The 17,263-nt window shown below is 69.0% G+C and carries 17 protein-coding genes; 9 read left to right on the top strand and 8 right to left on the bottom strand.

Going from position 1 to position 17,263, the window contains the following annotated elements:
* Positions 1–51 precede the first annotated feature (51 nt).
* From ACZ63E_RS05980 to ACZ63E_RS05965, 4 genes are all read right to left on the bottom strand, one after another.
* The gene (locus tag ACZ63E_RS05980) at positions 52–705 is read right to left on the bottom strand and encodes an ATP-dependent Clp protease proteolytic subunit (RefSeq protein WP_465313160.1); all 654 of its coding nucleotides are present in this window, start codon (positions 703–705) and stop codon (positions 52–54) included.
* A gap of 25 nt (positions 706–730) precedes the next feature.
* Positions 731–1,336: a ClpP family protease gene (locus ACZ63E_RS05975; protein ID WP_465313161.1), complete on the bottom strand. Its 606-nt coding sequence runs from the start codon at positions 1,334–1,336 to the stop codon at positions 731–733.
* Between the two features lie 138 nt (positions 1,337–1,474).
* On the bottom strand, positions 1,475–2,866 hold the full coding sequence (tig, locus tag ACZ63E_RS05970; protein WP_465334707.1) for a trigger factor: 1,392 nt from the start codon (positions 2,864–2,866) through the stop codon (positions 1,475–1,477).
* Positions 2,867–2,996: 130 nt separating this feature from the next.
* Positions 2,997–3,587, bottom strand: a complete 591-nt coding sequence (locus ACZ63E_RS05965; RefSeq protein WP_465334705.1) for a TetR/AcrR family transcriptional regulator — start codon at positions 3,585–3,587, stop codon at positions 2,997–2,999.
* Between the two features lie 138 nt (positions 3,588–3,725).
* On the opposite strand from ACZ63E_RS05965, the gene ACZ63E_RS05960 reads away from it, so the two are divergent.
* A complete protein-coding gene (locus ACZ63E_RS05960; RefSeq protein ID WP_465334703.1) occupies positions 3,726–5,825 on the top strand; it encodes a fatty acid desaturase in 2,100 nt (699 codons plus the stop codon).
* Between the two features lie 20 nt (positions 5,826–5,845).
* On the top strand, positions 5,846–6,661 hold the full coding sequence (locus tag ACZ63E_RS05955; RefSeq protein ID WP_465334701.1) for a hypothetical protein: 816 nt from the start codon (positions 5,846–5,848) through the stop codon (positions 6,659–6,661).
* 37 nt (positions 6,662–6,698) lie between these two features.
* Here the strand turns inward: ACZ63E_RS05955 and ACZ63E_RS05950 are convergent, their stop codons facing one another.
* Positions 6,699–7,241: a hypothetical protein gene (locus ACZ63E_RS05950; RefSeq protein ID WP_465334699.1), complete on the bottom strand. Its 543-nt coding sequence runs from the start codon at positions 7,239–7,241 to the stop codon at positions 6,699–6,701.
* A gap of 175 nt (positions 7,242–7,416) precedes the next feature.
* Between ACZ63E_RS05950 and ACZ63E_RS05945 the strand changes: the two genes are divergently transcribed.
* The 3 genes from ACZ63E_RS05945 (at position 7,417) to ACZ63E_RS05935 (ending at position 11,437) form a co-directional block, all read left to right on the top strand.
* On the top strand, positions 7,417–8,946 hold the full coding sequence (locus ACZ63E_RS05945) for a sensor histidine kinase (RefSeq protein WP_465334697.1): 1,530 nt from the start codon (positions 7,417–7,419) through the stop codon (positions 8,944–8,946).
* 4 nt (positions 8,947–8,950) lie between these two features.
* Positions 8,951–10,816, top strand: coding sequence for a glycosyltransferase family 39 protein (locus ACZ63E_RS05940; RefSeq protein WP_465334695.1), 1,866 nt, complete (start codon positions 8,951–8,953; stop codon positions 10,814–10,816).
* A 321-nt stretch (positions 10,817–11,137) separates the two neighbouring features.
* Entirely contained in the window at positions 11,138–11,437 is a 300-nt protein-coding gene (locus ACZ63E_RS05935; RefSeq protein WP_465334693.1) for a GNAT family N-acetyltransferase, read from the top strand.
* Between the two features lie 4 nt (positions 11,438–11,441).
* Here the strand turns inward: ACZ63E_RS05935 and ACZ63E_RS05930 are convergent, their stop codons facing one another.
* Complete coding sequence (locus ACZ63E_RS05930; RefSeq protein ID WP_465334691.1) at positions 11,442–12,527, bottom strand: hypothetical protein; 1,086 nt, start codon at positions 12,525–12,527, stop codon at positions 11,442–11,444.
* A 71-nt stretch (positions 12,528–12,598) separates the two neighbouring features.
* Positions 12,599–13,588: an XRE family transcriptional regulator gene (locus tag ACZ63E_RS05925; RefSeq protein ID WP_465334689.1), complete on the bottom strand. Its 990-nt coding sequence runs from the start codon at positions 13,586–13,588 to the stop codon at positions 12,599–12,601.
* A 240-nt stretch (positions 13,589–13,828) separates the two neighbouring features.
* Between ACZ63E_RS05925 and ACZ63E_RS05920 the strand changes: the two genes are divergently transcribed.
* A complete protein-coding gene (locus ACZ63E_RS05920; protein ID WP_465334687.1) occupies positions 13,829–14,128 on the top strand; it encodes a hypothetical protein in 300 nt (99 codons plus the stop codon).
* 163 nt (positions 14,129–14,291) lie between these two features.
* Here the strand turns inward: ACZ63E_RS05920 and ACZ63E_RS05915 are convergent, their stop codons facing one another.
* Positions 14,292–15,344, bottom strand: a complete 1,053-nt coding sequence (locus ACZ63E_RS05915; RefSeq protein ID WP_465334685.1) for a helix-turn-helix domain-containing protein — start codon at positions 15,342–15,344, stop codon at positions 14,292–14,294.
* Positions 15,345–15,650: 306 nt separating this feature from the next.
* On the opposite strand from ACZ63E_RS05915, the gene ACZ63E_RS05910 reads away from it, so the two are divergent.
* The 3 genes from ACZ63E_RS05910 (at position 15,651) to ACZ63E_RS05900 (ending at position 17,261) form a co-directional block, all read left to right on the top strand.
* Positions 15,651–16,313, top strand: a complete 663-nt coding sequence (locus tag ACZ63E_RS05910; RefSeq protein ID WP_465334683.1) for a Crp/Fnr family transcriptional regulator — start codon at positions 15,651–15,653, stop codon at positions 16,311–16,313.
* Positions 16,314–16,392: 79 nt separating this feature from the next.
* On the top strand, positions 16,393–16,653 hold the full coding sequence (locus ACZ63E_RS05905) for a hypothetical protein (RefSeq protein WP_465313177.1): 261 nt from the start codon (positions 16,393–16,395) through the stop codon (positions 16,651–16,653).
* Between the two features lie 110 nt (positions 16,654–16,763).
* Positions 16,764–17,261 carry a hypothetical protein gene (locus ACZ63E_RS05900; protein WP_465334681.1) on the top strand — a complete coding sequence of 166 codons (498 nt, stop codon included), beginning with the start codon at positions 16,764–16,766 and terminating at the stop codon, positions 17,259–17,261.
* Positions 17,262–17,263 lie beyond the last annotated feature (2 nt).

The following is a 17,263-nucleotide window of genomic DNA, read 5'->3' as shown; positions in this document are numbered from 1 at the left end:
ACCAGGAGGCCGGTGTGTGTCGTCTTCTCGACACACACCGGCTCGGCGGATCTACAGCGCCGACGCCTTGCGGTACGGGAGCACCTCGTCGATGATGCCGTACGCCTTGGCGTCCGCGGCGGTGAGGATCTTGTCCCGCTCGATGTCGGCCCTGATCTGGTCGGGATCCTTGTTCGTGTGCTTGGCCAGGATGATTTCCATCTGGCGCCGCATCCGCTGGATCTCGTTCGCCTGGATCTCCAGGTCGGAGACCTGGCCGTAGCTGCCCTCGGTGGCGGGCTGGTGGATCAGCACCCGCGCGTTCGGCAGCGCGAACCGCTTGCCCGGGTTGCCGGCGGCGAGCAGCACCGCGGCCGCCGAGGCGGCCTGGCCGAGGCAGACCGTCTGGATGTCCGGCCGGATGTACTGCGCGGTGTCGTAGATCGCCATCAGCGAGGTGAACGAGCCACCCGGCGAGTTGATGTAGATCGTGATGTCGCGGTCCGGGTCCTCGTGCTCGAGGTGCAGCATCTGGGCCATCACGTCGTTGGCCGACGCGTCGTCCACCTGCACGCCGAGGAAGATGATCCGCTCTTCGTACAGCTTGTTGTACGGGTTCGACTCCTTGACGCCGTAGCTGGTGCGCTCGACGTACGACGGGAGGATGTACCGCGACTGAGGGACGGAAGGTGACCGGAAGTCACCCGGGAGCCTGAAGTTGCTCATGGTGAAGTCTCCTTGGTGCTTCGGCTCAGTTGGAGCCCGGACGAGCGATGTTGGCGGTGAGGACGTGGTCGACGAACCCGTAGTCCTTCGCCTCCTGCGCGGTGAACCAGCGGTCGCGGTCGCCGTCCTTGATGATCTGCTCGACCGTCTGCCCGGTCTGGTCGGCCGTGATCTTGGCCAGCTCCAGCTTCCACTTGTTGAACAGGTCGGCCTGGATCGCGATGTCCGAGGCCGTGCCGCCGACACCGGCCGAGGGCTGGTGCATCAGGATCCGGGCGTGCGGGAGCGCGTAGCGCTTGCCCGGCGTGCCCGAGGAGAGCAGGAACTGCCCCATCGAGGCCGCCATGCCCATCGCGTACGTCGCGACGTCCGGGCGGATCAGCTGCATGGTGTCGTAGATGGCGAACCCGGCCGTGACCGAGCCACCCGGCGAGTTGATGTAGAAGCGGATGTCGGACTCGGCGTCGTCGGCGTCGAGCAGCAACAGCTGCGCGGTGATCCGGTTGGCGATCTCGTCGTTGACCTCGGAACCGAGGACGACGATGCGCTCCTGGAGCAACCGCTCGAACACCGAGTCGGTGAGGGTGAGCCCTGCGGTTCCGGTCCGCGCCTCGGGCGTGTGCTGCGTCACGTCTGCCTGCCTTTTCGCCGGCGGCGGCCCGGTGCTGACGGCCGCCGCTGTCGTTTCAGATGCTTGAGATCTTGTATCCGACCCTAACGAACTTGGGCGGTGCAGAATGCCTGACACCGCCCAAGTTCGCTCACAGCTTCACTCCGCGGGAGTCTTCGCCGCCTCGTCGGTGACCTGCGTCTCCTGGGTTGCCTCGTCGGCGGCCGGCTCGTCGTTGCCGAACAGCTCCGAGAGGTCGACCTCGGCGCCCGAGCCGTCGGTGACGGTCGCCTTCCGGACCACGGAGGCGAGCGCCTTGCCGCGGCGGACGTCGGCGTAGATCGCGGTCAGCTGGCCGGACTGCTGGGCCCGCTGGACGTACTCGTCCGGGCTGATCCCGAAGCGCTGGGCCTGGTAGATGATCCGCTCGGTGAGCTCGCCGTCGTTGACCGACACCTCTTCCTTGTCGGCGATGGTGTCCAGCAGCAGCTGCGTGCGGACGGCCTTCTCCGACTCGGTGCGGGTCTCGGCGTCGAACTCTTCGAGCGTGCGGCCTTCGGCCTCGAGCGCCTGCGCGAACTGCGCCTCGTCGTGGTCGAACGGGTGGATCGCGTCGTGCTTGCGGTTCTCGATCTCGGAGTCGAGGACCTTCTCAGGGATCGGCACCTCGGTGCGCTCGAGGAGCTCGTCGAGCACCTTGTCGCGCGCCTGGACGCCCTGCTGCATCTTCTTGACGCGGGCGAGGCGCTCGCGCAGGTCGCCCTTGAGCTCGTCGATCGTGTCGAACTCGCTCGCCATCTGGGCGAACTCGTCGTCGGCCTCGGGCAGCTCGCGCTGCTTGACCGACTGGACGGTCACGGTCACCTCGGCGTCCTTGCCGGCGTGGTCGCCGGCGACGAGCTGGGTGGTGAACGTCTTCGTGTCGCCGGCGTTCGCGCCGACGATCGCCTCGTCGATGCCGTCCACGAGCTGGCCGGAGCCGATCTCGTAGGACAGGCCGCTGGTGGCGGCCTCCTCGACGGCCTCGCCGTCGACGGTCGCGGCGAGGTCGATCGAGACGAAGTCGCCGGTCTCGGCCGGGCGCTCGACGCCGGTCAGCGTGCCGAAGCGGGCGCGCAGCTCGTCGAGCTGCTCGTCGACCTCCGCGTCGGTCAGCTCGACGTCGTCCACGGTGACCGCGAAGCCGTCGAGGTCGGGCAGCTCGATCTCCGGGCGTACGTCGACCTCGGCCGTGAACTCGAGGACGTCGCGGTCCTCCAGCTTCGTGACGTCGAACTCGGGGTTCCCGAGCGTGCGGACCTCGTTCTCGCGAACGGCCTCGATGTACTTGGCCGGGATGGCCTCGTTGACGACCTCGTCGAGCACCGGGCCACGCCCGATCCGGCTTTCCAGGACGCGAGCGGGCGCCTTGCCGGGCCGGAAGCCCGGGATGCGCACCTGCTGGGCGATCTTGCGGTAGGCGCGGTCGAAGTTCGGCTTGAGCTCGTCGAACGGCACCTCGACATTGATCTTGACTCGCGTCGGGCTCAGCTGCTCGACGGTGCTCTTCAAGGTCTTCTCCTCGAGCGGTAACGATTGTGGTGAGACAATCCTGCGGAAATGGCCCCTGGTCACCTGCAGACCGGGACGTCCGAGTCTAGGCCAGTGGCCCGCGCCGCCGGGCCGGGGGCCACCTGCGGCGTCAGGCGCCGAGCATCCGGCCGATCACCCAGCGCATCTGGCCGCTCGCGTGCTCGGCCGAGCCGCTGGGCTGCACCAGGTGCGAGAGCAGCAGCCGCATGAACGCCTCGACCGCGACCGCCCACTCCGAGGGCGTCAGCCGCACCCCGGGGTAGGCCCGCGCGAAGACGGCCGCGACGGCTTCGACGGCCCGCCCGAGCACGGCCTCGGGCTGCGAGGTGAGCAGCGGGAGGAAGTCGTCGCGGCCGCCCTGCGCGCCGCCGAGCGCGATCTCGAGCAGCGGGTTGGCGCGGGCGGCTTCGAGGGTGTGCCGGAACGCGGCGGTGACGCCGGCGACCGGGTCGTCCGGGTGCGCGGCGACGTCCCCGTTGACCCGCTCGACGAAGCGGTCGGTCTCGCGCAGCATCAGCGCCTTGGCGAGCTCGGTCTTGGACCCGAGTTCGTTGTAGACGGTCTGCCTGCTGACGCCGACCCGCGCGGCGAGCTTGCCCATCGTCACGGCGGCCCAGCCGTCGGCGTGGATGACGTCGGCCGCCGCGATCAGCAGCTTTTCCCGGGTGGGCGCCGGGGCCGGGTGGGTGACCGCCTTCACACGGCGAGCTTACCCGCCGGTTCCGTTCCGCTGGCCGACACCTTTTTTCGAAGCCTGCCGTAACGTTTACATCCGGCTTTGAGTTGTCTACGGTGACTCCCGCCTGGCCAGGAGCTTCTCGACCGAGGAGACCACTCGATGACCGCCGCCGTCACGCAGCCGCACGAGTCCGCCACCTCGGCGGCGCCCTCGTCCGGCACAGTGCGCGCACGCGCGGTGCCGGCGCCCCGGATCTCGCTGCCCGCCGTTTCGGTGCCCACGCTGGCGCTGTTCGCCGGCGCGCTCGCGGTGTGGGTTTCCTCGACCTGGCTGCTGCTCGCGGGGCTGCTGCCGGCGGCCGCGACGGTGCTGCTGAACACCGCCGTGACCTTCGCGATGTACACGGTGGCGCACGAGTCGGCGCACCACTCGGCGGGAAAGCTGACCTGGGTCAACGAGGTGCTCGGCCGGCTCGCCGTGCCGTTCGTCGCGGCGTACGCGGCGTTCCCGGCGCTGAGGTTCGTCCACAGTGAGCACCACCGTCACACCAACGCCGGCCACGCCGATCCGGATGCCTGGGTTTCGCGCGGCCCTGGCTGGCAGCTGCCGCTGCGCTGGTCGACCCTCGACTTCTCCTACGCACGCTGCTACGTCGCGCGGCTGCGGTCGCGGCCACCGCACGAGCTGGTCGAAGGGCTGGTGATGCTCGCCGCGGCGTTGTCGGCCGTCATCGCGCTGATCGCGAACGGCCACGGTGCGGAGCTCCTGGTCGTGTACGTGCTGCCGCAGCGGTTGGGGCTGGTCCTGCTCGCGTGGTCGTTCGGCTGGCTGCCGCACCACGGCCTGCCCGCCGCGGCGAGCTCGTGCGGCCGGTTCGGCACCACCCGCGTCCGCATCGGCCTCGACCGGCTGCTGACACCGCTGTTGCTGGCCCAGAACCTCCACCTGGTGCACCACCTGCACCCGGCGGTCCCCTTCCATCGCTACCGGCGGGTCTGGCTCGAGAACCGCGACGCCTACTTGGCCCGCGACGTCCCGATCAGCACCGCGTGGGGCCGGGACCTGACGGCGGCCGAGTACCGGCTGGGGGCGGGGCTCGGGAGCACGCCCGAAATCACCGTGCCGGCGCCGGCGCCGCCGCCGCTCGGGCCGAGCCGGTTCCACCGCCTGCGGGTGGCCGCGGTCCGGCCGCTGACCGCGGACGCCGTCGCGGTCACCTTCGCGGTCCCGCCGCACCTGGCGGCGGAGTTCCGGTTCACGCCGGGCCAGCACGTGGCGGTCCGCGCGGTGGTCGACGGACGGCCGGTGCGGCGGACGTACTCGATCTGTGCCCCGGCGGGGTCCGGTGAGCTGCGGATCGCGGTGAAGCGACGTCCGGGCGGGGCGTTCTCCGGTTTCGCGACGACGACGCTGGCCGCCGGTGACCACCTCGACGTGCTGCCGCCGTCGGGCGGGTTCACGCTCACGCCCGATCCGTCGCGGACCGCGCACTACGTCGCGCTGGCCGCGGGCAGCGGCATCACGCCGGTGCTCTCGATCCTCGTCAGCGCGCTGTCGGCCGAGCCGCACAGCCGCGCGACCCTGTTGTACGTCAACACATCGGGGGCGACGACGCTCTTCGCGCGCGAGCTGGGCGCGCTCGCCGACGGGTTCGGCGGCCGGCTGCACGTCGTCCACTACCGCACCGACGAGCGCGACCCGGACCTGCACACGCACCGGCCGCGGAAGTTCGACACGGTCGGCGAGGCGCTGGCGATTTCGCACGAGCGGTACCAGCGCGGACGCCTCGACAGCACCCGGCTGCGGGCGCTGCTGCAGAACCGCCTCCACCCGGCGAAGGTCGACGAGTGGTTCCTCTGCGGCCCCCGCGGCCTGATGGAGCTGGCCCGCCGCACCCTGGCCGACGCGGACGTCCCGGAGGAGAACGTCCACTTCGAACTGTTCCGCGGCGCGGCCCCGTTGAGAGACCCGGCGGGCGCGCCGGCCCAGGTGTCGGTGACCCTGGGCGGCACGCCGACGACCGTCGCGGCCGAAGCGGGCGAAACGGTGCTGGACGCGGCGCTGCGAGCGGGTCTCGAGGTGCCGTACTCGTGCACCGGCGGCGCGTGCGGGACCTGCCGCGCGACGCTGCTGCAGGGCCAGGTCGACATGGATGTCCGGTACGCGTTGACGGAGGACGACGTGGCGTCGGCCCGGATCCTGACGTGCCGCTCCCGCGCGACAACCCCGGAAGTCTCCGTCGACTACGACCGCCGCTGACCCGTGCGCAGAGTCGCGGCGTGCGGGGATACCCCATCGACCTGAGAAGTGAGGCGCAGCGTCTGCGGGCTGCGCGAAGCCTGCTCGGCGACTTCGAAAACACCGCCGGCCGGGTCGTGGCGCGCCTCACCGGCGAGCGGGTGCTCATCCAGGACGACAACAGCTGCGACCGGACGCCGGACATCAGGATCGAACACGGCGACGGCCGGATCAGCCACGTCGAAGTCACCACGGACGTCGACCCGAAGTACGCCGAGATGGTCATGCGGCTGAGAACGCCGGGGGCGGTGTACCCGGAGATACCCGGGCGCATTCCGGCGCCACATCTCGACCGGGTCTGGTTCGTGACGCTGTCCGCCGCGGCGAACCTCGCCAAGCTACGCAAAACCCTTCCCGACCTCATCACCGCGGCCACAGAGGACGAGCTGCGAAAGCTCGGCATCACTCGCGCCTCATGGCGACCGGCGGCCGACGGCGAGGCCGCGATTCTGCTGTACCCCGAAGGAACCGAAGGCCCGACCGACGTGACCTGGGAGCAGTGGCACCAGGCGCTGAGCCGGCTCCTGCGCGCAGACCGGACCATGGCGAAGTGCCGGAAGCTGGAGCAGGCCGACGGCACCGGCAAGCACCTCTTCCTCGGCCTGACCCACACCAGCGAGTGGGAGCTGTACTTCCCGCTCTCCCTCGAGGTCACCGATTTGCCGTCGAAGCCACCGGCCGTACCCGGTTACCTGACCCACTGCTGGATCATGAACGCCCACTCGCCCGGCCGCTGCCTGATGTGGTCCAGGGACCGGGGCTGGATCGACACCCGCGGACACTGGCGAACCGAATGACCGGGGTGGCCCTGCCCCAGGGCCACCGCAACCTCGGTCAGCCGGTCCGGGTGGGCGCGCCCGCCGGCGGCGCCCCCTGCGCTCCCGCATCGCCGTCCGTCACCGACGTCGCCGTCGCCGTGTCGCCGGACTCCGTCGCCACCACCGTGACCGTGTCTCCCGTCGCGAGGCCCGTCGCCTGGGCCGACGTGATCGTGTACGTCTTCGAAAAGCCGTCATCGCTCTTCGCGGTCAGGGACGTCGCGCTAAGCGCCGTCACCTCGCCGGTCTGCGTGATCTTCGTGACGTAACCGCCGTTCCCGTCCGAGGCGACGTACTCGCCGTGCAGGGTCGACCCCAAAGCGCCCATGCCGCCCGGGCCGCCCGGCATCCCGCCCGGCCCGGCGGCCGTCGTGGTGTCGGTGGCGGCGGACGACGACGCGGCCCAGACCGCCGCTCCGCCGCCGGCCACGATCACCGCCGCGACGGCGCCCGCCGCGACCTTCTTCCCGGTCGACCAGGCCGGCCGGGAAGGTGCGCCCGGGGCCGGTGTGCCGCCCCACGCCTGGTCCGAAGTGGACGGTGCCTGCGGTGTGGTCATGTCGTGCTCCTTAACGAGATGCTGCGGTGGGATCCACCGTGGGGCCGCTCGCTGTGCGCGGACTGTGGTGGGCGTCAGCCGTTCCTGTGACCGGAGGAATCGGGCAGCCGCACCGCACAGCCGCCTCACAGGCAGCACACAACCCGCACACACGGCGCGGACGGACGCTGAACCCATGGCCGCGCGAACCACCACGTCGCACCCCCGCCGGGGGCGGCTTTCGCTGCGCGCGAAACTGACCGGCTCGATGGTCGCGCTGCTCACCGTGGTGTGCCTGATCGTGGGTGTGGTCAGCGAGCTCGCGCTCGACGTGTTCCTCACCCGCCAGATCGACCAGCAGCTCTCCGCCGCGGCGACCCGCTCCCAGGTCTTCGCGAGCAACACCGGCCCGCACGACGGCGGGCCGCAGCCGGACGGCCAGCACCCGCTCGGCCAGAACGTCGGCACGGTGAGCGCCACCTTCTCCGGGCAGCTGCTCGTCCGCGACGACAGCATCTCCGAGCACGGCGAACGGCTGCTCCTCACCGCGGCCCAGCAGGCCGTCATGCTCTCGGTGCCCGCCGACGGCAAGCCGCACACGGTGTCCTTCGCCGACCTCGGCGCGTACCGGCTGATGGCGCTGCCGGTCACCGGGAGCGGCGATGTCGTGGTCACCGGCCTGCCGCTGAAGCCGGTCGACGACACGCTGCTCACGGTCGGGCTGATCCTGTTCGGCGTCGCCGCCGCGGGCGTGCTCGGCGCGGCCTTCCTCGGCGCGTTCGCGGTCCGCCGCACGCTGCGCCCGCTCGACCGCGTCGCGGCCACCGCCGGGCGCGTCACGGAGCTGCCGCTCGACCGCGGCCAGGTGGCGCTTTCCATCCGCGTCCCCGAGCCCGACACCGACCCGCGCACGGAGGTCGGCCAGGTCGGCTCGGCGCTGAACCTGATGCTCGGCCACGTCGCCCAGGCGCTGGAAGCGCGTCACGACAGCGAGCTGCGCGTCCGGCAGTTCGTCGCGGACGCCAGCCACGAGCTGCGGACGCCGCTGGCCGCGATCCGCGGGTACGCCGAGCTGGCCGCCCGCGGCAGCGCGCTGGTGCCGCCGGAGGTCGCGCGTTCGATGGGCCGGATCCAGTCCGAGGCCGTCCGGATGACGGCGCTCGTCGAGGACCTCCTGCTCCTCGCCCGCCTCGACGGCGGCCGCCCCCTCGACGTCCGCGAGGTCGACCTGACCCGCCTGGTGGCCGACGCGGTCGGCGACGCCCAGGTAGCCGGCCGCGGCCACCGCTGGCAGCTGGAGCTGCCCCCGGACCCGGTCCTCGTCCTCGGGGACGTCCAGCGGCTGCACCAGGTGCTGGCGAACCTGCTGGCCAACGCCCGCACGCACACCCCACCGGGCACGACGGTCGTGACGACGCTGGCCCGCTCGGCGGACGGCAGCGCGGTCCTCACGGTGACCGACGACGGCCCGGGCATCGCGCCGGACCTGCTGCCGGACGTCTTCGAGCGGTTCGCGCGCGGGGATTCGTCACGCTCGCGGAACGCGGGCAGCACCGGCCTCGGGATGGCGATCGCGTCCGCGGTCGTGGTCGCCCACCACGGGTCGATCGAGGTGCACAGCCGGCCCGGCCGGACGGAGTTCGCGGTGCGCCTGCCCGTGGCCGTGCCCGCACAGCGAGTGCACAGCATCGGCACAACCCGGCCCCAGCTGGAGACCGGAAGCTGACTTCATGACCGCTCTCGCGTCTCGTGAAACCCCCGCCGTGACCCCTTCACCGCCGGCCGGCCGCACCTGGCACCGGCCCGCGCTCGCCGTTCTCCTGCTGGCGACGGCGGCGCTGTACCTGTGGGGCCTCGGCGCGTCGGGCTGGGCGAACGCCTTTTATTCGGCGGCCGCGCAGGCCGGTTCGGAGAGCTGGAAGGCGCTGTTCTTCGGCTCGAGCGACGCGGCGAACGCGATCACGGTCGACAAGACACCTGCCGCCCTGTGGGTGATGAGCCTGTCGGCGCGAGTGTTCGGCGTCAGCGCGTGGAGCATCCTGGTGCCCCAGGCGCTGATGGGCGTCGGCTCGGTCTGGCTGCTCTACGCGACGGTCCGCCGCACGTCGGGCCCGGCGGCCGGGCTGGTGGCGGGCCTGGTGCTGGCGTTGACCCCGGCGGCGGCGCTGATGTTCCGGTTCAACAACCCGGACGCGCTGCTGGTGCTCCTCCTGGTCGCCGGCGCGTACTGCGTGGTGCGCGCCGTCGAGAAGGCGAGCCCGCGCTGGCTGGCGCTGGCGGGCGTCGCGGTCGGTTTCGGGTTCTTGGCGAAGATGCTGCAGGCGTTCTTGGTCCTGCCGGCGTTCGCGCTCGCTTACCTGGTGGCGGCGCCGACATCGCTGGGTCGCCGTCTGCTGCACTTGCTGGGCGCCCTGGCGGCAACGCTGGTGGCATCGGGCTGGTACTTGGCGGTGGTCGCCCTCTGGCCGACGGCGGATCGCCCGTTCATCGGCGGCTCGCAGACCAATTCCCTGTGGGAGCTGGTGTTCGGTTATAACGGCTTCGGCCGCCTCACGGGCGACGAGGTAGGCAGCGTCGGCGGCGGCGCTGGACGTGGCTGGGGTTCGACGGGCCTGACCCGGTTGTTCGGCAGCGAGATGGCGGGCGGGATCGCTTGGCTCCTGCCCGCGGCGTTGCTTGCTCTCGTGGCGGGGTTGTGGTTCACGCGCCGGGCGCCGCGCACGGACCGCTCGCGCGCGTCGCTGCTCCTGTGGGGCGGCTGGCTGGTGATCACGGCGTTGGTCTTCAGTTACATGGGCGGAATCATCCACCCGTATTACACGGTGGCGCTGGCTCCTGCGGTGGGCGCTCTTGTCGGAACGGCGGCAGTACAGCTGTGGCGGCTACGGTCCAATCCGGCCGCTTCGGGACTCCTCAGCGGCGGCGTGGCTCTCACTGCGCTTACGACGTACCTCTTGTTGTCAGGTTCGTCCTGGCAGCCGTGGCTGGCACCGACGGTCCTCATCGGCGGCCTCCTGGCGGCGGTGGGGTTGTTCTTCGCGTCGCATCTGACGCGCTGGGCAGCATCGTTCGTGGCGGCATTTGCGCTGGTAGCGCTGCTGTCGGGAACGGGTGCGTACACGCTGGCCACGGCGTCGACTACGCACAGTGGAGCAATCCCCTCAGCAGGCTCATCGTCCGGCTTCGGCTTCGGCGGCCCTGGCGGCTTCGGCGGCGGCCGAGGCGGCGGCCCTGGCTCCCTGCTCTCGACAACCCTCCCCGGCGCCCAGCTGACAGCGTTGCTGAAGCAAGACGCGTCTGAGTACCGGTGGACGGCAGCAACGGTCCTTTCAAACGCAGCAGCGGGCTACCAGCTGGCCAGCGACGCCCCAGTGATGGCAGTGGGCGGCTTCAACGGAACGGACCCGTACCCGACGCTGGAGCAGTTCCAGCAGTACGTGGCCAGCGGCCAGATCCACTATTTCCTCGGCGACGGCATGACGATGCAGGGAAGCACCGGCTCCGACGCGGCCCAGCAAATCGCCGACTGGGTGACAGAGCACTACCAGGCGACCACTGTCGACGGTGTAATGGTCTACGAACTCGCAACGACTTGACGCTAGAAGACACCGACAGTGATGGCTACCCAGGCAACACCTCACGTAACGTGATTACGTCACCATGCGCTCAACCCGGCACAAAGGCCGACTTGGGCGAACAGGAGTCCTCACGTGTCGCAACCCGAAATCCGGCCTGCCACATATGACGAACTTGAAAGGCTGGCCGCCACCTTCGGAGAAGCCGAACTCTTGACGGATCGACTGCATCGTCAGAAACTGGGCCTGGGAGTGCTACTCGTCGCCCACATTGCGGAATACCCAGCGGGCATCACATAATTCTGACTGGAAGAAGCCGAGGAAGCAGCCATCAGGAGGCACTTGCCCGGCGTTCCCCTGCTTACTCATCTCAGGGTAGCGCCTTCGTACCGCAACCACGGTACTGGCCGCATGCTCTTGGAAGTATGCGAGCAGATCGCGATCGAACGAGGTCACCGCCGAGTGGCACTGGCGCTCCGCACGGATAATGTCAGTGCCGCCCGGCTCTATACGCGAATGGGCTATCAAGACCCCGGAATCGGCGTAGTTGTCTGTTACGCCCAAGTGAAGCGCCGCGATAGACGACTTCAGCGAGTAACGGAAAAGTGCACCTTGCTCGTCAAGACGACGATGCCGCGCTGAGCATTCAGCTAAACAGCGAACGAGCCACGGTACCCAGCCCGATCCATTTCCGAGTTTCAGCCGGATGAGTGATACGCAAGGCCTCGAGCGCACCCTCGATCCCACAGACTGCTGAGTGCCGCATCCGCAGGTCAGACAAATGCGCACGCCATTTCAAAGAATCTCGACCCCAATGCCTGAGGTAACACAGACAAAGCTCCGGATTAATCAGGCGGTTGCACCTGATCGCCGCATTGAGTGCATCCACCATTCGGGACTTCTGCCCGACCTCGATGGGCGAGTCCGCCACTCTTCCGATGGTTTCGCAGATGATCTCGCGGCGGCCTTGCAGGAAGATACGCCAATATTCTTCACCCGCGTCCGCGAGGTCGAGTCCGTTGTCGAAGAGCGCGAAGACTCCCTCGGCCAATGTGTCCCCGAACTCCTCACCCCGAGCACGCAGGGACGTGCCGTACGGGTCGTAGGGGCTCTGCACGGCAATACCGGTGACGGCTGACGGCCGCAGACCCGTACCTTCCAGCAGGAAGAGCCAGTCTTCGTTGTAGATGTTGGGGAAGAACGAGCCGAAGGCGGGCTCGGCGACGGCGAGCGCACCACCGCCGATAAAAGTGTCCTGCTCAAGACCGACATCTCGGAGAGCGTGGCAAACCACCGAGTTGTCGGGCATGCCTGCGTTCGCCAGGCCGACCACCGGGTAGACATCGAGCAATCCCATTGCGGCAGCAAGATCGCCGGGATCGGGAAGCACGATGTCATCATCGAGGAATACGACCCGCTCCCATCCCGCGACGGTCGCCAGGACGAGGCCGAGGTTTCGCTTGAAGCTGGTGTCCGTAGGCCGCCCGAACCGATGGGCGCCGAGAAGTCTGTCCATTCCGAACTCGGGCACGAGCCCGGCAGGCAGTGTGTTGATGTCCAGCGCTACCGCCCGCGCGCCGCCCCGCTCAGCCGCCAGGGCGGCACAGGCGGCGTCGGCACGTTTACTGCAGAGCAGGACCAGCAAGGAGTCGTTCTCCCTCGCCGCATGGACCGCTTGTGCCAGGTAGGCGGCCGGACGGCCGTGAGGAACGATGATCGCGTCCGGCGGCACTGGCGAAGCACCACGAGGCTCCGGGCGGGTCAGCAGACTCTGGTGTGACTGGTGCTGGCGCACTGGTCCTGTCATGCGCGTGCCAAAGGGGCCTCTCCAGGCCACTCGTGGAACCGGTTCTCGGCCATCGTCCCGTCCGGGGTCAGTCCTTGATCGCCCAAGACAGGTACACGGCTGATGATGTTGAACGACTCCGCCTTGTCGAAACGGGTCTTGAGGTATTCCTGATTGCGGTCCCGGAACCGAGGATCGGTCACCGCCCTGAGCGCCGCTAGCGTACCGCGGACATACATACCGTTACAGGTCGTCACCGTCCGTTTCCGATTGAACGGTCTTGAGCCCCGGTAGAAGTGCGGGACACCATCGAGCAGCCGGCCGTTTTTGTCCAGTCGCGGCCCGAACAACCTGAAGTCTTTGCCGCGCCGCCCTCGCAACCCCCCGCGCTCGTCCTCGCCGCAACGATCGAGTTGCTCCACTGGGAGGTCCACACGCTCAAGCACTTCACGAGTTGCCTGGTTCCAGTCGACGCCGCCAAGGTTGACCGACCGCAGATGACCGAAGATCTCGATCAGCGCATCCGGGTCTGCGCAGGTTGACAGGGAGGCGAATTCCGCACTCTCGGGATTGGGGTAGGAAGATGCCAGGAACGCTCGCGGCAGTGAGGCACACACGATCGTGATGCCTTCGTCGTCAGGGAACGTCCTGATGTCCGCCATGGGCGAGCAGGACTCTTCTTCGTCGTCGGTCCGGAGCGAGAGCAGTTCCTTTCGGCGCGCCCGTTCTTCCTCTGTCCACTCTTTGTGAGAAAGCAACCGCGCGCTGCCGCCGACGATGGACCGCCGGATGGAGTACAAGGAGGCGTAGGCTTTCAGCCACCTGGCCGGGGGCCGGATCGGCTTATCGACGTTCTCCCACGTGGAGATCAACGAGGTGCTGAGGAGCTTGGAACCTCCAGCGGCAGCCGCCAACTGCGTCTGCGTGATGCCCGCTTCCGGCCACTCCTCTTCGTGCAGGCTTCTGAGCCGCCGGGCAAGCGCCGCCGATGAAGTCACCGCGGCCATGAAGTCACCGCCTTGAACCAGCTTCGTTCTCAACTCGGCCGAAACCAGTACTGTACTGATCGAGTACAGGCAAATCCATTGAAATTCAGCCGTAGCCCGGGTGCCCCTCACCCGCTTGGCTCAATAACCTAGCCCGGGCGTACCGGCCGGCACCGGAACGTCTACGCGGCAGCTCTTTCCCGGCCGATCAAGAAAGAGCTCCGAGACAACGGCCTCCAAAGCCCTCGGGAGAACATCTCCGTGTCGGCCCTCACCGCCGGACTCTCCTCGAACGACCGTCTGCTGTCCGACGTCACGCACTTTTACCACCGCATCAGTCCCCTTCAAGTGCAGCCGCACGGTAACCATCTGCAACGGTATGTAGGCCGCGGCACGCTCGGGTCGGCCCAGGCACTGACCGACGTCAGATTCCACCAGGCCTACCTCAACGGCCGGTTCGGCGACGACGAGTCGTTCAGCATCATCAGCCGGGTCCGTGTCTTCAACAGCCAAGACCTCGCTCCCGGCTGGACGCTGCCTGATAACCGCCTGCATGAATAGCCGGAGAGGAGCACCATCTAGCTCACTGGGCGATCACTTGGGCGCCGGCCTCCAGATGCAGGTGGCGGCTGCAATGAGGAGACGGGGCCCTGTTCGTGGCTGGTGCCGAACCCGCTGGATAAACTGTCGGAAGCTCAGCAGATCTCCGTCGGCGGACGTGTGTTCATCCGGCCTCGGGCCATTCGTGCAGCCGGTTTTCGGCGAGAGTCCAGTCGGGAGTCAGGCCCTGTCCGCCCACGACGGGCACACGGCTGATGATGCTGTAGGACTCCTCGACGCCGAACCGGCTCTTGAGGTAGGCCGCGTTGCGATCACGGAAACGGACATCGGTCATTGCCCTGACTGCGCCCAACGTCCCGCGACCGTACATACCATTGAATACGGTCACGGTGCGCTTTCGGTTGAACGGACTCAATCCGCGGTAGAAGTGGGCGACGTCTTCGAGCAGGTGCCCGTCGGAGTCGAGTTCGGGCGGGAAGAGCACAGACTCCCCCTCACGCTTCACGCGGAAGCCGCCAGGTGATCCGTCCTCCTGCCGGCCGACCTGCTCCACAGGGAGGTCGACCCGCGCGATCACAGCTTTGGTGACCGTGTTCCAGTCGACGCCACCGAGCAGGACGAGATGAGCGGTGTAGTCGTCGGGGCTCAGATCCTCGCTGGTGAGGAACTTGACGTGGTTGTCCGGGTTCTGCGAACGGATGTGGCCGAACAGCTCGATCAGCGCGTCCGGGTCGGCGTAGGTGTACAGCGAGACGAAATCCGGGCTGTCCGGGTCCGCGTAGCTCAAATGCTCCCGCAGGTACTCCGGGAGCTGGGCGCAGACGATGGTCACGTCGTGGTCCTTGGGGAAAGTCCAGAGCTCTCGAGCCTCGGGGCGGGCCGGGGTGTCGTCGTTGCCCTCCCGCAACCAAAGGAGCTCGTCCAGCAGTTCCTTGCGCTGGTCCTGCTCGTCGTCCGTCAGCTCTTCGAGGGGAAGGACTCGCAAGGACCGCCCGTCCCATGAACGCGGCGTCGCGAACAAAGTCGCGTACGCCTCGAGCCGCCGAATCGGCGTCCGGACCGGCTTGTCGGCGTTCTCCCAGGACGAGATGAGCGAGATGCTGAGGCCGCCGAGCGCTTGGGCCAGCTGTGCCTGGGTGAGCCCGGCGCCGGGCCACTGCTCCTCGCGCAGCGCCTTGAGGCGACGTGCGAGCGCGCGGGGTGCGACTGGGGACACGGCGTCCGCTACCCTTCAGCAAATTTCAGTGCTGCAGAGAATTCTTGATGATACTCCTCGAGGCCCAGATGCCGATCAGCGACTTACCGAAGCGACGTTTGAACGACGTAAACCGGCCTGAGCTGGCCTTCGCCTGCGAATCGCCGTGCACGCCGACGAAGTGCACCGCGGCACCCCGATCGCAGTGCCATCACCCAGGCCGTCCACACCAGGCTCGGCGGAGAACGGATTCGCGGCTGGCTCTACGCGCCCCGTGCTCGCGAGCCCGAGGAGGACCTGACCGCTTAGACCGGAAAGAGGTGGGACGTGGAACCGACGGGATTCTGGGCCGGCCTCGGACCGGCCGAGCGCAGCGAACTGGCCGCCGCCGGTCCGCGGCGTTCCTACCGGCGCGGCGAGTTCCTCTGCCGGGAAGGCGACCGCTCCAGCGCGGTGGTCTTGCTGCTGGCCGGGCACGTGCGGATCGTTCACGGCACGCCCGACGGCCGCGAAATCGTCATCGCGGTCCGCGGCGCCGGGGACGTCATCGGCGAGCTGGCGGCGATCGACGCGCGGCCGCGGTCGGCGACCGTCCAGGCCCTCGGCGACGTCGAGGTGCTGGAGATCCCCGGCGAGCGGTTCACCTCGCTGTGCCGGGCGCGGTCGCGGATCTCCTGGGCGTTGCTCCGCGTCCTCACCGACCGTCTCCGTTCCGTCGGAACCCACTGGCTGGACCTCGGCGGCGGAACAGCCGCCCGGCGGGTCGCCGCGCAGCTCATGCAGCTCGCCGTCCAGCATGGGGTCGCGCGGGGCGGGGACATCGAAATCACCGTTCCCGCCACCCAGGCCGAGCTCGCCATGACCGCCGCGATCTCCCGTGAGTCCTGGGCGCGCGCGACCCGCGAGCTGCGGCAGCGAGGCGTCATCAGCACCGGCCGGAGACAAGTGACGATCCACCGCCTGGCTGAACTTCGACGTCTGGCGAGCTGAATCCCGCCTTGTGTGTCAGCTGACACACACGACGCGGCGACCCGGAGGTTTCCTGGATCCACCGAGGAGGAGGGCACTCATGGACCCCTACACCACCGCACCGCGCAGCCGCTGGCGCCGGGGCGTCTACGCGGCCGGGATCGTCATTCCCTTCACCGCTTCCCAGCTCTGGGCACTTCTCGTGCTGCTGCGGCTCGCGCCGCTCGATGGGCTCGTCGGGCAGGCCTTCGTGCTGATCCTGCTGGGCTCCGTCGTCGCTGTCTGGGTGGGGTGGCGCTGGACCTGGCAGCTCGGCCGGGACAAGGACCGGCGCGCCCCCGAGACCCGGATTCCGACATGACCTCCGCGCCGGTGATCGTCGCGGCCCTGGTGGCCGGGGTTGCCGCCGGACGTCTCTCACGCCACCTCGGCGGCCTTCTGCGCCGCCGGTTGACCGGAAGGAGCTCGGAAATGACCAGCAGGCCGGCGTCGTTCCCCGTCCGCCTCTACCACTGGCGGTGGGAGATCCTCTCCCTCACGCTTCTCCCCTACGGCGTGGTGGTGTTCGCGCTGTGGGCCGGACCGGTGTGGTCCGGCGCCACGCTCGCGGCGGTCCTCGGGACGGCGTTCCTGCGCCGCCGCCAGGTGCGGGCGCGGGTGCAGGCCGTCCGGCTGCAGCACCGGCTGCGGGCGACGTTCCCGCGGCTGCGGCTGCGTCCGGCGATCCTGTGGAGCCGTCCGCGCAGTGGTGACATCGTGGTGTCGCTGTTCGGCCCGGATGCCTTCGAACACCTGCACCGCAACCGATCCGTGCTCGCGGCGGCGTGCGGGGTGCCCGAGGTCTACGTCGACCGCCACCCGCGCTACGCGAGCCTGGTGACGCTGACGATCAGCCCGACCGAGGCCCGCCGGGAGCCGAGCCGCGCGCTTCCGCCGAGCAACGTCGTGCCGCTGCGCGTGCACAGCTGAGC

Source organism: Amycolatopsis sp. NPDC104819 (assembly GCF_055583145.1).
Note: the sequence above shows the minus strand (reverse complement) of the source record. Positions and strands in the feature narration are given on the sequence as shown.

Coding starts and splice junctions, on each gene's coding strand:
- ACZ63E_RS05980 (WP_465313160.1), bottom strand. CDS start 705: ATGAGCAACTTCAGGCTCCCGGGTGACTTCCGGTCACCTTCCGTCCCT.
- ACZ63E_RS05960 (WP_465334703.1), top strand. CDS start 3,726: ATGACCGCCGCCGTCACGCAGCCGCACGAGTCCGCCACCTCGGCGGCG.
- ACZ63E_RS05950 (WP_465334699.1), bottom strand. CDS start 7,241: ATGACCACACCGCAGGCACCGTCCACTTCGGACCAGGCGTGGGGCGGC.
- ACZ63E_RS05945 (WP_465334697.1), top strand. CDS start 7,417: ATGGCCGCGCGAACCACCACGTCGCACCCCCGCCGGGGGCGGCTTTCG.
- ACZ63E_RS05940 (WP_465334695.1), top strand. CDS start 8,951: ATGACCGCTCTCGCGTCTCGTGAAACCCCCGCCGTGACCCCTTCACCG.
- ACZ63E_RS05925 (WP_465334689.1), bottom strand. CDS start 13,588: ATGGCCGCGGTGACTTCATCGGCGGCGCTTGCCCGGCGGCTCAGAAGC.
- ACZ63E_RS05905 (WP_465313177.1), top strand. CDS start 16,393: ATGGACCCCTACACCACCGCACCGCGCAGCCGCTGGCGCCGGGGCGTC.
- ACZ63E_RS05900 (WP_465334681.1), top strand. CDS start 16,764: ATGACCAGCAGGCCGGCGTCGTTCCCCGTCCGCCTCTACCACTGGCGG.